A 14,864-nucleotide genomic window follows, 5' to 3' on the forward strand; every position below is an offset into this window, starting at 1 on the left:
TACATCAACATATATGCCTTCCTGGAAAACCCAGAGAAAAGCTGGCTCATATTGATAAAGCAAGACAAATACAAATACCAACATTCGCTATTCCCAGAAGTACAGGGGGCTTACTTTTGAAAAATAAAAATACCTGACTTGAATATCAAGAAGTTAGAGATATGAATTTAAACTAGATCCGGTTTCCCGGACAACAATGATTTTTAAATGAATAAAGATGACATCCTTCTATTTGGCTACTGAATGCCCTAACTCGCAGCCAGCGTCTATTTCAAGGGCGAATCGGGTTCGTTTTTAAAAACGGTATAAATAATCTGATCAACTATCCAGGCCCAGAGTTTAGCCACTAAAACAATCACTTTTCCATCCCAGAAAGAAACGATCATTTTACGCCGGCGATTTTTAATGGCGCGGTACATTATAGCTGCACAACGTTCGGCCGACATCATTTTATTTTCGTCGCGTGGTGTTTTTCCCTGCTGGCTTCCATCGGCAACCAGTGCACTTTCACGAATATCGGAAGCTGTGAACCCGGGTGCCACAACCAAAACGTGCAGTCCGGCCCGCAGGTTTTCAACACGCAGTGTATCCAGGAATCCCCGAACAGCAAATTTAGATGAGGAATAACCGGTACGACCGGGCAAACCAATATAACCACCTGTTGAGATTACACCAACAACAGAACCTTTCTGCTCCAGCAAATACGGTAGCGCATATTTGGTGCAATAAACGGTGCCCCAGTAGTTCACGTCCATTACTTTTCGTAATACTTCCGTTTCAACGTCTTCCAAAACAGCCCGCATCGAAATTCCGGCATTATTAATTAGAATATTGATTTTCCCGAAGTGCTCAATGGCCATATCAATCAAATGTTTACAGTCCTCTTCGTTCGAGACATCGGTTTTTACCGGAAGTACTTCCACATTCGATAGTTTTTCTTTCAGCGCCTCTAAACGCTCAATTCTACGTGCCGCCAACACCAGGTTAAACCCTTCTGCGGCATACTTTTCGGCCAATGCTTTTCCTATTCCTGACGAAGCTCCGGTAATTACAACTACTTTGTCTCTCATTTAATATCTTAATTGATAATGCTGTCTGGTATCCCAGTTAATTTGTGCTGCAAAAGTATGCATTTTTATGTTTCTAAATGCCTGATGTTTTACTATTATACAACAACCTTTGTAAATATAAATAAAAAATGTATTACGATAAATACAGCCTGCGATCAGCCTCATCAAAATCAACAGTAACCCTTTATTTGAATAATTTCTTAAGTCCGTCTCCCAACTTGTTCAGCGAATTTTTCAGATCGTCTTTTGTGGCATCGGTAACGGCTTTTTGTGTGGCGCTTAAATCGAGGTTTACCTTTGCATCGCCAACAGGTCCTTTCAGCACAACACCGGCCGGCAACATGGTAATTTTTTCGTTTCCGGGTAATACAGCCAGTATTTTCTGAATATCAGGGCCAAACATTTCGCGCTGAACATTAAAATCCAGTCGCATATCGAGTAAACTTTCGGCATTCAAACTTCCTTGAATTTTTGTTTCCTGCCCAATTACTTTTGTAGTAAACGGACGCAGCAACAAACTGCCGTTTTCAACAGTTAAATTGGCGGTAAAATCACCGATGGTTACATTCCCTAGTTTTTCTTTTTTCAGAATGCCGCTCAGTTGGTTAAACAAGGGCGAATCTTTAATTTCTACATTATTGGTGCTGAATGATCCTTTTCCGTTGGTTGTTGCAGCAATTAATTTTAACTGTGGGCTCAACCGGCCTTTCAGACCCAGGCTTGTACTGAGTTTTCCGGTGCTGTTCCCCGCTCCGGGAATCAGATTCCGGAATCCCGCAACTGTATGGTACATGGTAGGAATATCAAATCCGGCAATATCAAATCCAAAGTCAAATAAAGGCTGATTTTGAGCGGTATTTTCATACGATCCGTTCAGCATCATTTTTCCATCCAGCATATTCATGTCCAATCCGTCGAGAATCAGTTTTTTATCTACTGCCCGAACTTCACCCTTTATAGCAGTAATCGGAATGCGGTTAAAAACGGCACGGTTAATAGTTGAACGGAAGGTGATATCGATATTTTCGGGCACATCAAAAGCCAGTACGGCTTCGTCGTCTGTTTCAGCAGGAGCATCCTCTTCCATTACCTGCAAACGAAGCAACTCGTTTAAGTTAACATAGTTTGAATTGAGCTGCATGTTACCTTTTAGCTCGCCATCTTTCAGCACATAATTCAGGTAATTGCTCACTTTTCCCGATAAACGGAAATCACTTTCACCAACTTTAAGCATGAAATTTCCAAGGTTAATATGCTGCGGCGAAAAATCCAGCCGTCCCGATGGAATTACCACTTGCTGGGTGAGGTCGGGCGAGGCGTAAACAAAGTTGCTTAACAGCACAACACCATCCGATTTAATCTTATCGTAAGCTTCGGTTTCAACATCCGAGTAACGACCTTGTGCAAACAAATTCGCATCAATAATTCCCGAAATATTTACGCTGTCCATTGGCAGCGCATCTTTTAAATGATCGAGATTTACTTTGCCTACAAATGCCCCATCGAATAAGGGATCGCTAACGAGATTCGAAATCTTCAAAGTCAGATCAACCGGGTTATTACGAATTTCGGCGTGTGCTTTATTGATGTTTATTTTCAGCAAATCAAGATCGCCCTGAGGTTTCCCGATCAGCATTTCGGCACTCATGTTTTTGATTTCCTCCGGCATTTCGGCATACTCAAAATTGCCATTATCAACTTTTACCTGCAGGTCGATCTTCGGGTAATCCTCATCGATGTAATATCCTGAAACACCTCCTGAAATCGTTGCCGAGCCGGTGGTGGTAATGTCTTTTAAATATTCCTCATAGTCTTTCGGAACCAACGCCAAAAAATTCTCGAAATCCGAAGCTTTTGTTTTTAACTGAAGATTCAGAAAAGTAGTGTCGTTGGGCACGCTGAAATCGCCGCTCAATTCAAGTGGCAGCCGGTTTACCAGCAACTCACTTTCCGCAATGGTAAACAGCATCGATTCAAAATCAACATCAAGCAAAGTTTTCAAATCCAGCGAAGTATTCGAAACATAGTTAACCCCCTCCATCGAATAAGTAAGATTGCGAACCACTCCCCCAATGTTCAGCTGCGTGGTATTGCCAAACATTTCGCCCGAAATATCCAGGTTGATGTCTTCCAGATCAGCACGCATTTTTGCCAACTTATCGTTGTAAACCAGACGCGCATCGTTCACGTCAATATTTTCCAGCGCCAATTGAAACTCTTCGCCATCAGCCACTGTTGCATTTTCCTTTTCTGCCGAAGCAGATGCCGGAGCAACATCCCAGTTCACGTTTCCTGATTCAGCAACCACCAGGTTCAGTAACGGTTTTTCAAGAATCACCTCCTCAATGCTGCGGTTGGAGCTAAATAGCGACGATAAATTCATGGTTGCCGCAAAACGCGGTACATTCAGCAATGTGTCTTGCGCAAACTCTCCTTTACCTTTAATCATCACCTCCTGAAGCTCTACCGTAACTTTGGGGAAATTTTTGATAAGCGAAAGTTTCAGGTCGGCAAACTCCACCTCTGCATTCATTTGTTTATTGAGTGTGGTTTTTGCAGTATTTAAAATGTTCTGTTTGAAGAACACCGGAATGGCCAAAATTGCTCCCAAAAGCACTACAATTACAATGAGTATAATTACAATAATTCGTTTCATATTTTTCTGTTTTCTGATTCAAAAATACATCTTTAGAACGTTTCAAAACGTTAGAAGTTGTTAAAAAAGCGTGAAGATTGAAGGCGGAAGACCGAAGCAGAAAATTATAGCTCGCCAAGCACCATTCGCCGCAGCAATTGCAGCGCCGTTTGTCCCGAGCGCACAATATTCCGGTCGCGCTGATCGCCAATAAAAGTGTACTTTTTCACTAGCGTTTTCTCCGGCCCCGAAACAGCAATCCAGACTGTTCCCACCGGCTTTTCTTCTGTTCCTCCTGTAGGACCTGCAATTCCGGTGGTTGCTACCGCATAGTCTGCTTTCATCACACGCTTTACACCTTCTACCATTTCGCGTGCCACCTGTTCGCTTACCGCACCGTATTTTTCCAGATTTTCGCGGCTAACGCCCAGCAACTTTTCCTTTATTTCGTTGGAGTACGAGGTTACCGAACCGTTGTAGTAGGCCGAACTTCCGGAAACAGAAGTGATAAGATGCGAAATATAACCGCCGGTGCAACTTTCGGCAACAGCCAGTTTTTTGTTTTGCTTCACCAATTCCCTACCAATTACTTCCGACATGGTTTCGGTATCGTAACCAAAAATGGCCTCCGGAATTATCTTTTGTAGCTTTTCAATTTCACTCTCCACCTCGCTTTTCAACACCTGAACACGATCTCCAATTGCGGAAAGCCGCAGCCTCACGGCCATTGGATTGGGTAAATACGCCAGTTTAATGTGCGCAGGTAAAGCTTCTTCCCAGGCCGCAATTCGTTCGGCCAGCATCGACTCCGGAACGCCTTGCGTTAATACGGTTTTATGAAAAATTGCCTTTGTTCGTTTGGTTTGGCGAAGGCGTGGCAGCAGCTCAAACTCTACCAGGTATTTCATTTCAAAAGGCACGCCCGGCATCGACACAAAAATGGTGTCGTTTTTCTCAAACCACATGCCCGGAGCTGTTCCCATTTTATTAGGTAAAATAGTGCACGATTCAGGTAACATTGCCTGATCGCGGTTCAGTTTATTCATGTCAACGCCCCGGTGTTTAAAGCGCTCGGTTATAGCATTGAGCGTTGGCTCATGAAAAACCAGTTTGGTATTGAAATACTCGCAAAGTGTGTGTTTGGTTATGTCGTCTTTTGTTGGGCCAAGGCCACCGGTAATCACCACCAGGTCGGCATGCGCTTCTGCATTTTTTATGGCACGCATAATATGATCGTGATCGTCGTGAACCGAAGTAATCTGGTAAATTTCAATACCGTTCAGGTTAAACTGCTCGCCCATCCAGGCCGAGTTGGTATCCACAATTTGTCCTATCAGTATTTCATCTCCTATGGTAATAATTTCTGCTTTCATTCTTTTAGTTTAAATGTACAGCCAAAAGTTGTGTGCTGTTTTCCGACAAACAAATTTAACATTATAAAAGGCAAAAGGACAATGTGGAAAGGTAAAAAGTAAAAGTAAAAAGTAAAAAGGCAAAAGTAAAAGGTTGAGGACGGTCTTACCAGACGAATTGAAAATCGGCGACAGCCAAATCCCGATCGAAGCGCCGGGAGTAAAAGTAAAAAAGCATATTGCTTCGGGTTACAAGCCGCGAGTGCAATTTAACGATTTATCGATACTGAAGAGTTAAACACTAAGTTACACAAAGGAGGCACAAAGCTTCGCAAAGTTTCTGCTTGTAACGTGTTACTGCGTTAAAATATTCAGCACTAACCTAAAGGTTCACCACCTTTTCCGCCACTTTCTGAAAATGCATAATGTCAACCATTGTTGCTGTTATACCTACTTCAACTTTTTCAAGCAATTGAAAATGGTTTAGACAAGTTTTGCAAGCCACCAGTTTTACGCCTTTTTCCGCGAGCAGCTTTAAAGGCTCAAGTGCTTCAGAACCGGAGCAGATAAGTTTTACACCTTCATTGTAAAAGGTAATCACTTGAGGAACTTCTGTTTCTTCGCAAAGCAATGTCAGGTAGTTTTTTGCCAGTAGCTGTCCCAGTTCTTCATTGCCTGATCCCATTCCGTTCTGCGTGATTTGAATGAGTGTATTTTTGAAAGAATTCATTTGAATTTTGTTTTGTTTGCACAAAAGTAAATGAAAAATTATTCCAATGAAATAAATTGGCTTTATTGCAAACTTCTACTTTTCTGCTTTGTGAAACTTGGAGGTTCAATCTTGAATGCGGAAATGCTTTAATGCGTAAATGCTACAATGCGCAAATGCTGCAATGCTTTAATAGGCAGGAACTTTGCGCAACTCCGTGGCTCCTTGGTGAAACTTGGTGGTTAAGTTTTCAAATGCTTTAATGCGGAAATGCTTTAATGCTGCAATGCTATAATGCTTTAATAAATTTTCGAGGCAATCTCCGAGAGAAACATGAACCTTTATCTTCGCGTCTTAGCGCCTTTGCGAGAATTTTCGTCCTACTTCTCGAACGATTTTAGAAACGCCAGGCGCTGCAATAAAGTTGGGTGTGAATAATGAAAAAACACAAAGGTTTTATGTGGTGTTAAATTACTCAGGTTATTGATCGACAGCTTCTTTAATGCCGATGCCAGCGCTTCCGGCTTATAATTCTCGGCAGCAAAACGGTCGGCCTGATACTCGTTTTTCCGCGAAAGCATATTCATAAAAATGCCGGTAAAAAACGAAATAGGCGAATACAACACCCCAAAAGCCACCATGCCGATGTGAAAATTTGGCTCTTCAACTCCCAAAGCTGCACTTAAAACCGGGCTGTCGATGAGCAAACCAAAAACAAACAAAACAATGGCCGTTTGTACCAATCCGATCAACAGCCCCTGCACCACGTGTTTCTTTTTATTGTGGCCAATTTCGTGGGCCAAAACCGCTACCAGCTCTTCAGTTTCCAAATCGTTAATCAAGGTATCGTAAAGCACGATTCGTTTTTTAGCGCCCAAACCGGTAAAATAAGCATTGGCTTTTGTCGAGCGTTTCGATCCGTCGATCACAAAAATATTATCCAGTTTAAATCCCACTTTATGCGCAAAAGCACTGATGGCATCGCGCAACTCGCCTTCTTCAAGCGGCGTTTGTTTGTTAAACAGCGGCACAATGAGGTTCGAATAAAACATGGCCATAAAAATGGAAAATGCCGAAACTACAAGCCAGGCATACACCCAAAACATATTTCCGGTGAGCTGATAAATAAAAATTACCAGTGCCAGTAAACCACCTCCTATAACAGCACTTACCAACCATCCTTTTACCTTATCAAGAACAAATATTTTTGGTGTGGTTTTGTTAAAACCGTATTTCTCCTCGATTTTAAAAGTGTCGTAAATTTCAAAAGGAGTGCCTATAATATCGGACGCGAACATTATAATTCCAAAGAAAATAAGCGCTGCCAGAATTGCATTTCCGGTAAAACTCCACGCCCAGCCATCAACCAGGGCAAAGCCATACAACAAAAACATAGCCAGTGTAATTACCATACTAAAACTGCTGGTTAATATTCCGAAGCGATGATTTTCGCGCTGATAAGCCTGCTGCTTTTTGTATTTCTCTTCGTCGTAAATTCCCTTTACCTCTTCGGGAATGGTGTCGCTCATGGTCGTGGTATTCAGGTACGACAGGTATTTCTCGAAAATAAAATCAACAACAAGAATTCCGATAATGATCCAGAAAAGTATTTCGTGCATAGCTGCTTTGTTTCAATTTGTGAGGCACAAATATAACAGAAGATTAAGAGTTTCCGAAACAGGCTCGGCCTTACCTATTTCTCTTAAATAGCCCCTCCTGCGCCCTTATCTCTAATCCTGTTAACTTTTTAGGCGCCCTGTTACACTTTTAGGCGTCCCTGTTGTTTTTTTAGTGTCCCTGTTACATTTTTACCCGCCCTGTTAACTTTTTTGCTCGTCCTGTACTCTTTTTTCCCGTCCTGTTCAACAGGGAAGGCCAAAAACCCGACAGGGAGGGTGAACAACCTACAGGGAGGCCCAAAACCCAACAGGGCGCTATATTTCAACAAGTTACACAAGGCGCTCCACAAAATTCCTAAATTTCAGAAATACCTGAAATGGGGCAGCACTTATTTAAATAACTGTTGTGCAGATATTGAGCAACTTTATGTTTTTTTTCCCATTTTTGCAGCGTTACAATAGGTAAACTATGGAGAAATACATCGAGCTGTTAAAAACGCTGATCGCTACGCAGTCGTTTAGTAAAGAGGAGGAAAATGCGGCCGCCGTTATGCGTGCTTTTTTGGAAAAAGAAGGTATTCCGTTTAAAACAAAAGAGAACAACACCTGGGCCTTCAATAAATATTACTCGGACGAAAAGCCAACCATTTTACTCGACTCGCATATCGATACGGTTCGTCCGGCAAAAGGCTACACTAAAGATCCGTTTTCGCCCATTGAAGAAGGCGATGTATTGTACGGACTGGGAAGCAACGACGCCGGTGGCCCACTGGTTTCGCTTCTGGCAACTTTTATTCATTTTTACGAACGCGAAGACCTGCCCTACAACCTTGTTTATGCGGCAACTGCCGAAGAGGAAATTTCGGGCCGGCGCGGAATGGAGATCGTTCTGCCTGAGATTAGCCCCATAACTTTTGCCATAATTGGCGAACCCACCCAAATGGAACTCGCCATTGCAGAAAAAGGCTTATTGGTGCTGGACTGTTACGCCCATGGAAAATCAGGGCATGCGGCCCGCGAGGAAGGCGAAAATGCCTTATACAAAGCAATGGATGACATTGAAAAGCTGCGTAATTTCGAGTTCGATAAGGTTTCGGAAGTACTCGGAAAAGTAAAACTTTCGGTTACCCAAATAGAGGCCGGAACACAACACAACGTTGTTCCCGATATTTGCCATTTTGTGGTTGATGTGCGCACCAACGAACACTACACCAACAAACAAGCCGCCGAAATTATCAACCAATTGATTGATTCGAAAGTTAAGCCACGTAGCGTTCGATTAAACTCATCGGGCATTTCGGCACATCATCCGTTTGCAAAATTGGTTAAGGAAAAAGGCATAAATATTTACGGCTCGCCAACCACCTCCGATCAGGCCATTATTCCTTTCCTATCTGTAAAAATGGGACCGGGCGATTCGGCACGTTCGCACACCGCAGACGAATACATTCACAAAAGCGAAATTATTGCAGGAATTGAACGCTACATCGAGCTACTGGAAGAACTAAAGCTGTAATTAGTCTTTGCAAGAAGACAAAGAAATGGCTGAGTTTTCTAGCAAGCACTAATCAGCCACCTATTATTTTTCTGATACGATCGTCAAGCGCAGCCTGATCGGCTGTAAAACTTGCCAGTCCGGCCAGGTTTAACAAAGTATCGATAGCCAGTTCGCCGCTGGCAATGCGTTGTGCCCATCGCTGATGATTGGGTATTTTTCCATCATCGTAAATCAGTTTATAATCTTTTTCGCTGAGGTACGGAAACATATCGCCACAACCTGCTTCATGCACCCGGTCGATCAGCTCATTTTCATTTTTAGGAAGTTGGGCATCCAGACTTTTTGCCAGTTGCAGTTCTTTTTCACTTACCTCCCACAATTTTTCGGGGAAATAGTTGGCCGCCTCATCAGTCAAATCCACCGGATAAACTTCGTTTAGTTTTGATTGAAAGTTGCCGTCCATATTTATTTTTCCATCGGCAGCCACTTTTGTGGGCATGGTAAACACATCGGTTCCGGCCAGCGCATCCAACTGCGAGTAATGGCGCAAACTTGCGGCAATTAACTGGGTAGGTGTTTCATTATTTTTGGTCAATTCAGAAACAATATGCTGTGCGGAAATCACGGTTCGCTCGCCTGCTCCGCTGCCGCTTCCCAGTTCGTTATCTTTTATGTAAGCACCAATTCGCCCCAGAAACACATTGCAGTAATTGGGTTTTGTAATGGCAGCCACCATTGCATTTTGCCGGGCCGAAAACTCAAGCGTAAAACTAATCTTCACGCCCAGTTCGCGCAGTTTTCGCGCTCCCAGCAATCCGGTTGCCGTATAAGGTACTTTTATAATAAACTGATCGGGGCAAATGGAGAAGTAGCGTAATGCATAATCAACAATGGAATCGAAATCGTAAGCGGTATTGGTGTGAAGTTCAACACTTACAAAGCCACTAAACTTTTTGGCCAGCCGAATACCGTGCCTGGCATTTAGAATAAACGCGATCTCAACAATTTGCTCTTCTATTGGCAGGTCTTTCACAATTTCAACGGCCTGCTCAATAAATTCGTCGTAAATTCCTTTTTGAATTTCCTTGTTTACCAGCGTGTTGTTGGTAGTTAAAGCCGTCATTTCGGCCGACCAGTTTTTTTCGGCCTCCTCCATATCGCCGGTGTCGAGCCAAAGTTCTGTACCCGTGTTTTTTAATCCCTGCCAAAAAGAATCAGAAACGGCACTTACTTTAGTTTCATTTACCTCTTGTAAAACAAATTGTTTGATCTTTTCCTTTAACCTTTCATCCATAATGGTTTAGCTTTGTAATTATACCATCATTACGTTAATTTGATTTTAGGGTTATACCCGCCAAATCAATACTTACCAACTACTTTTAAACATTATGTGCGTTGTATTTATGAAATATTGCCCGAATGAATAACTTTGTCAGCATGTTACAGGAGATCAGTATTTCAGAATATTTACAGCTAAACACCACGGTTCCGCTTGTTGATGTTCGCTCGCCGGGCGAGTACGAAAAAGGACACATACCGGGAGCTTTTAGCATTCCGTTGTTTTCGAACGATGAGCGGGCTGCTGTGGGAACGGTTTATGTTCAGCAATCAAAAGAGCAAGCCATTGAACTGGGTTATAAGTACGTAACTCCAAAGTTAAATTGGTTTATTTCGGAATCGCAAAAGCTGGCCCCGAATGGTGTAATTGCCGTGCATTGCTGGCGTGGCGGAATGCGCTCGAGATCGTTTGCCCAACACCTTTCCGACAATGGATTTTCGAAAGTTTATGTAATTACCGGCGGTTACAAAGCCTTCCGTAACCATGCTTTAGAATCGTTTAAAACAGAAGCGAATATTTGTATTCTGGGCGGTTATACCGGCAGCGGAAAAACACATATTTTATATGCGCTGAAAGAACAGGGTGAACAAATTATCGATTTGGAAGGACTGGCCAATCACAAAGGATCGGCTTTCGGGCGATTGGGAAACGGCAGTCAGCCAACGATAGAGCAGTTTGAAAACAACCTGTTTTGGGAATGGAAAGACCTGGATTACAGCAAAACCATTTGGATTGAAGACGAAAGTCACCGCATTGGCCAAGTAAATATTCCCATGAACTTTTTTGAAAACATGCGCAGTCATCCGGTGATTTTTCTTGATATTGCGCTGGAAGAAAGAGCACAGTTTTTAGTTCGTGATTATTCGGCTGCTGATAAAGCCATGCTGAAAGACTCCATTCTTCGCATAAAAAAACGACTGGGAGGATTAAATACTAAAAATGCGCTGGAACACCTTGAAAGAAACGAACTCTACGATGTGGCCACAATCTGCCTTTTGTATTACGATAAATATTACCTGAGAGGCCTACGCAACAGGGATCACCAGGAGGTTTTTACCCTGATGTGGGACTCCATTTCTCCAAAAATTATTAGTAAAGCAATTATTGAATGTTATGAATCCATCAGAAATAAAAAATATAAAGCTCACACAGTATAGCCACGGAGCCGGTTGCGGTTGCAAAATATCGCCCAAAGTTTTAAGTACCATTCTTGAAACGAAACTTGATATGGGACTTCAGCCCAATCTTTTGGTAGGCAACGATAGTCGCGACGATGCCGCCGTTCTGGATTTAGGAAACGGCACTGCCATTATCAGTACCACCGACTTTTTTATGCCCATTGTTGACGATCCGTTTACTTTTGGCCGTATCTCTGCCACCAACGCCATCAGCGATGTTTTTGCCATGGGCGGAAAACCAATATTGGCCATTGCGATTCTGGGTTGGCCGATAAATAAACTGGCGCCCGAAATTGCCCGAGAAGTTGTTGAAGGTGGCCGTCAGGTTTGTAAAGAAGTTGGAATAAGTTTAGCCGGCGGACACAGTATCGACAGCCCGGAACCAATTTTTGGCCTTGCTGTTACCGGACAGGTGGATTTAAAAAACATCAAACAAAACGACACTGCGACCAAAGGTTGTAAGTTACTTCTTACAAAACCGCTGGGAGTGGGTATTTTAACCACCGCGCAGAAAAAAGGTGTTTTGGCCAGCGAGCACGAACAAACGGCTCCCGAGTTGATGTGCCGGTTAAATACACCCGGTTTTGAACTGGCAAAAATCGATGGCGTAAAAGCCATGACCGACGTTACCGGTTTCGGTTTGCTGGGCCACCTTACCGAAATGTGCGAAGGCAGCAAGCTTTCGGCTCACATTGAACACGATAAAATACCAACGCTGCCAATGCTTCAACCTTACCTGGAACAAAACTGCATTCCGGGCGGAACATTGCGCAACTGGGAAAGCTACGGACATAACGTTTCGATGAAAGAGGAGAACTTTAAAAACATTCTTTGCGATCCGCAAACCAGCGGTGGTTTGTTACTGGCTGTTGAGCCGGAAGCACTTTCGGAAGTGGAAGCGTGTTTGGCAAAATTCAATATCCGGGCTACTCCATTCGGCCAATTAACTGAAAAACAGGATAAACTTATAACGGTAGTTTAATATGGAAAAAAATTCAAATAAAACGCCTCAAAAGCAACCCAACAATCCGTTGCATGGGAAAACTCTTGAGGCCATTTTAGTGTACCTGGTAAGCTACTACGGATGGGAGGAGTTAGGAGATATCATCCGCATCAATTCGTTCCGGAATAATCCCAGCTTAAAATCGAGCCTGAAATTTTTACGCAAAACTCCCTGGGCACGCGAAAAGGTGGAACAGCTTTATGTTGAAACGGTAGAAAAATAAGCAGAGTACCCTTTAAATTATAAGTTTAAACGGCCACTACCGGCGGAGCCCATACCTTTAAATCAATACATTCAATTCGGATTTTGTTGGCTTCGAGGTTTACAATTACTCCGGAATGTATTTTTTGCATCATACAATGATTGGGTAAAAAACGTACCGTTTGCCCAACGGCCACATTTGTACCGGCCACTTTTCCTTCGAAAGCAATAACCATACATGGCCCCAGACTCCTATAGCTTAAATTATCATCGATCCGCTTACAAGGACCAATAATATGAACCGTTAATAAACTATTTTCCTTTTCCAGAATTTTTGCATAATGAACCACCGGGCATCCGAGAGGACGGTACTCAATAATATCGCCCACGTTTAGCACTTCGGTCGAAAAATGAAGCAACACCTCGCGACAGGAGTTTTCTCCATCCAGCGGATCGAGTACCATATCGGCTTCATATTCATCAATAACACCCTTTATTTTATGTTCTTTACAAAATTCCTCGTCCCTACTATTCAGCAAAAGGTTTAGTTCGACTTTATTTTTCCTGAATTTTTCCTGGTGCAGCACTGTACAAGCAGAAAGCTTAGTTTCATTTTTTACTAGTGCCTGTGCAAACTCATCGCAGTTTCGGTAGGTGCAGTTTCCACAATTGTAGCCCGGTAAGTATTTAATAATTTGTGCTTCCATGCTTTGCTTTTTATTCGCCAACATATTCCTGAAATCCATTCATATTTCGCAATAATCCGCGGTGAAAATTCCGATTCACACGTTTTTCGCCTGCACAAAGTGTACAAACCGAAAATGGGGCATTATGCCGTAATTGCTCGTGCCGGGTAACTTCCTTTTTGTTATCGCCAATCAATTGTGCCAGCTCTGCACAACCTTGTCCGCTTAGTCCGTTGGCGTCAACAATTTTGCATTGTGGATTACTTTCCAGCACCCGCTCTCTGAAAATTTCGCGCTCGGCTTGCGATATCATATCTCCTTTGGTTACCACCACAATATCGGCACAGCTTAAAAACGGACCGGTTTTCATTGGGTTGTTAGGGCCGGAAGTGGCGTCGGTAACACAAACTCCAACGCAGTTTTCGGTGTAAGGCGCACAACGATGACACAATCCGGCGGTTTCAACAATCAAATAATCGGAATTATTTTTTTCTGCAAAACTTATCATTTCTTCGGTATTATAAATCGAAAAATGATCGGGGCACATATCTTTCGATAAACCAAGTAAAACCGGAATATTACATTGCGAAAACCGTTCATGGTCGTCGGTATATAAACAATCTATTTTTACAATTGATGGGCGAACTCCCTGCCGAATAAGGGTTTTCAGCATATGAAGCAGCACTGCAGTTTTTCCGGCTCCCGGAGTTCCTGCAAATATAGTAAGTTTCATTTTTTCGATTTCTATAGGTAACAGGCCGAATTGAAACAGCTGCCTAATAGTTCTGTTTCAATGTATTCAATCATTTTTCCCTGACGAACTTTTTCGCGCAAAGCCAGAATTTCGTGATCGATCCGGTTTAATTGTTGAGCTACAAGTTTTTCCTGACTTGTACTTTCAATTAAATCCCGCATTCCTCCACACTGCATTATAATTCGTTTATCGGAACTAAGTGCTAACACCGGATCGTGTGTTACCACCAAAATAATTTTGCCCTGGCCTGATAATAATTCCAATGCTCTGTGTTTTTTAATACCGGCATTTTCAATCTCATCGATTAAAACAATTGGCGAAGAACTTATTACCGCCACATCGGCAACCATTAAAGCACGGGTTTGTCCGCCACTTAAAATGGTAAGATTATCGGTTTTGTGAATGGGTTCTCCGGTTAACTGGTTGGCCAGAAAAATAATTTCATCGATATCGACCCCGGTTTTGTTGCGGCACCTGGCATGAAGACTTAGAAAATCGAAAACCGCCATATCGGCAAAAAAATTCATGTTTTGCGAGAGCTGTGCCACCATTTTCTTCCGCGGATCATTTCTCTCGGCTTCACCGGGCACCTTTTCATTAATCAGTATTTTTCGTTGGGTACTTGTATCTTTCTGCGCAATTTGCTCGATATCTGAAATAAGCTGGCTTTTCCCACTTCCGGTTGGTCCAACAATTCCAATTATTTCGCCGCGTGTTACGGTAATTTCCTGCAACAATTCAGGCATTCCCTTTTTATCAATGCCTCCTTTAATAGTAATACTTTCAATGATTTCCATATATCTGTTCGAATTTTACACCA

At 42.7% G+C, this 14,864-nt stretch carries 13 protein-coding genes; 4 read left to right on the forward strand and 9 right to left on the reverse strand.

Features of this window, described 5'->3' with window-relative positions; all coding sequences use genetic code 11:
- Window positions 1-266 precede the first annotated feature (266 nt).
- The 5 genes from BMW53_RS14530 to BMW53_RS14550 form a co-directional block, all read right to left on the reverse strand.
- Window positions 267-1,070, reverse strand: coding sequence for an SDR family oxidoreductase (locus tag BMW53_RS14530; protein WP_038554076.1), 804 nt, complete (start codon window positions 1,068-1,070; stop codon window positions 267-269).
- Window positions 1,071-1,254: 184 nt separating this feature from the next.
- Window positions 1,255-3,726 (reverse strand): AsmA family protein, encoded by a 2,472-nt coding sequence (locus BMW53_RS14535; protein WP_038554079.1) that lies wholly within the window; start codon window positions 3,724-3,726, stop codon window positions 1,255-1,257.
- Between the two features lie 104 nt (window positions 3,727-3,830).
- On the reverse strand, window positions 3,831-5,078 hold the full coding sequence (locus tag BMW53_RS14540; protein WP_038554082.1) for a competence/damage-inducible protein A: 1,248 nt from the start codon (window positions 5,076-5,078) through the stop codon (window positions 3,831-3,833).
- A 361-nt stretch (window positions 5,079-5,439) separates the two neighbouring features.
- On the reverse strand, window positions 5,440-5,787 hold the full coding sequence (locus tag BMW53_RS14545) for a DsrE family protein (protein ID WP_051567479.1): 348 nt from the start codon (window positions 5,785-5,787) through the stop codon (window positions 5,440-5,442).
- 359 nt (window positions 5,788-6,146) lie between these two features.
- Window positions 6,147-7,385, reverse strand: coding sequence for a M48 family metallopeptidase (locus tag BMW53_RS14550; protein ID WP_038554085.1), 1,239 nt, complete (start codon window positions 7,383-7,385; stop codon window positions 6,147-6,149).
- Window positions 7,386-7,854: 469 nt separating this feature from the next.
- Between BMW53_RS14550 and BMW53_RS14560 the strand changes: the two genes are divergently transcribed.
- Window positions 7,855-8,901 (forward strand): M20 family metallo-hydrolase, encoded by a 1,047-nt coding sequence (locus BMW53_RS14560; protein ID WP_038554091.1) that lies wholly within the window; start codon window positions 7,855-7,857, stop codon window positions 8,899-8,901.
- Between the two features lie 52 nt (window positions 8,902-8,953).
- Here BMW53_RS14560 and BMW53_RS14565 read toward each other — a convergent pair whose 3' ends face one another.
- Complete coding sequence (locus BMW53_RS14565) at window positions 8,954-10,177, reverse strand: transaldolase family protein (RefSeq protein WP_038554095.1); 1,224 nt, start codon at window positions 10,175-10,177, stop codon at window positions 8,954-8,956.
- Between the two features lie 125 nt (window positions 10,178-10,302).
- Here BMW53_RS14565 and mnmH point away from each other — a divergent pair, with 125 nt between their 5' ends.
- The 3 genes from mnmH to BMW53_RS14580 are packed head-to-tail and all read left to right on the forward strand — an operon-like array spanning window position 10,303 to window position 12,626.
- Window positions 10,303-11,379 (forward strand): tRNA 2-selenouridine(34) synthase MnmH, encoded by a 1,077-nt coding sequence (gene mnmH, locus BMW53_RS14570; protein ID WP_217642957.1) that lies wholly within the window; start codon window positions 10,303-10,305, stop codon window positions 11,377-11,379.
- Window positions 11,336-12,382 carry a selenide, water dikinase SelD gene (selD, locus tag BMW53_RS14575; protein WP_038554099.1) on the forward strand — a complete coding sequence of 349 codons (1,047 nt, stop codon included), beginning with the start codon at window positions 11,336-11,338 and terminating at the stop codon, window positions 12,380-12,382. Before mnmH ends, selD begins: the two co-directional genes overlap by 44 nt.
- Window position 12,383: 1 nt before the next feature.
- Window positions 12,384-12,626: a VF530 family protein gene (locus BMW53_RS14580; RefSeq protein ID WP_038554101.1), complete on the forward strand. Its 243-nt coding sequence runs from the start codon at window positions 12,384-12,386 to the stop codon at window positions 12,624-12,626.
- Window positions 12,627-12,651: 25 nt separating this feature from the next.
- Here BMW53_RS14580 and BMW53_RS14585 read toward each other — a convergent pair whose 3' ends face one another.
- The 3 genes from BMW53_RS14585 to BMW53_RS14595 are packed head-to-tail and all read right to left on the reverse strand — an operon-like array spanning window position 12,652 to window position 14,841.
- Window positions 12,652-13,311, reverse strand: coding sequence for a (Fe-S)-binding protein (locus BMW53_RS14585; RefSeq protein ID WP_217642958.1), 660 nt, complete (start codon window positions 13,309-13,311; stop codon window positions 12,652-12,654).
- 10 nt (window positions 13,312-13,321) lie between these two features.
- Window positions 13,322-14,023, reverse strand: a complete 702-nt coding sequence (locus BMW53_RS14590; protein ID WP_038554103.1) for a GTP-binding protein — start codon at window positions 14,021-14,023, stop codon at window positions 13,322-13,324.
- A gap of 11 nt (window positions 14,024-14,034) precedes the next feature.
- A complete protein-coding gene (locus BMW53_RS14595; protein ID WP_038554105.1) occupies window positions 14,035-14,841 on the reverse strand; it encodes an ATP-binding cassette domain-containing protein in 807 nt (268 codons plus the stop codon).
- Window positions 14,842-14,864 lie beyond the last annotated feature (23 nt).

The sequence above is a fragment of the Draconibacterium orientale genome, assembly GCF_900111425.1.
Lineage (GTDB): Bacteria > Bacteroidota > Bacteroidia > Bacteroidales > Prolixibacteraceae > Draconibacterium > Draconibacterium orientale.

Coding starts and splice junctions, on each gene's coding strand:
- BMW53_RS14535 (WP_038554079.1), bottom strand. CDS start 3,726: ATGAAACGAATTATTGTAATTATACTCATTGTAATTGTAGTGCTTTTG.
- selD (WP_038554099.1), top strand. CDS start 11,336: ATGAATCCATCAGAAATAAAAAATATAAAGCTCACACAGTATAGCCAC.
- BMW53_RS14590 (WP_038554103.1), bottom strand. CDS start 14,023: ATGAAACTTACTATATTTGCAGGAACTCCGGGAGCCGGAAAAACTGCA.
- BMW53_RS14530 (WP_038554076.1), bottom strand. CDS start 1,070: ATGAGAGACAAAGTAGTTGTAATTACCGGAGCTTCGTCAGGAATAGGA.
- BMW53_RS14540 (WP_038554082.1), bottom strand. CDS start 5,078: ATGAAAGCAGAAATTATTACCATAGGAGATGAAATACTGATAGGACAA.
- BMW53_RS14595 (WP_038554105.1), bottom strand. CDS start 14,841: ATGGAAATCATTGAAAGTATTACTATTAAAGGAGGCATTGATAAAAAG.
- BMW53_RS14560 (WP_038554091.1), top strand. CDS start 7,855: ATGGAGAAATACATCGAGCTGTTAAAAACGCTGATCGCTACGCAGTCG.
- BMW53_RS14545 (WP_051567479.1), bottom strand. CDS start 5,787: ATGAATTCTTTCAAAAATACACTCATTCAAATCACGCAGAACGGAATG.
- BMW53_RS14585 (WP_217642958.1), bottom strand. CDS start 13,311: ATGGAAGCACAAATTATTAAATACTTACCGGGCTACAATTGTGGAAAC.
- BMW53_RS14565 (WP_038554095.1), bottom strand. CDS start 10,177: ATGGATGAAAGGTTAAAGGAAAAGATCAAACAATTTGTTTTACAAGAG.
- BMW53_RS14550 (WP_038554085.1), bottom strand. CDS start 7,385: ATGCACGAAATACTTTTCTGGATCATTATCGGAATTCTTGTTGTTGAT.
- BMW53_RS14580 (WP_038554101.1), top strand. CDS start 12,384: ATGGAAAAAAATTCAAATAAAACGCCTCAAAAGCAACCCAACAATCCG.
- mnmH (WP_217642957.1), top strand. CDS start 10,303: ATGAATAACTTTGTCAGCATGTTACAGGAGATCAGTATTTCAGAATAT.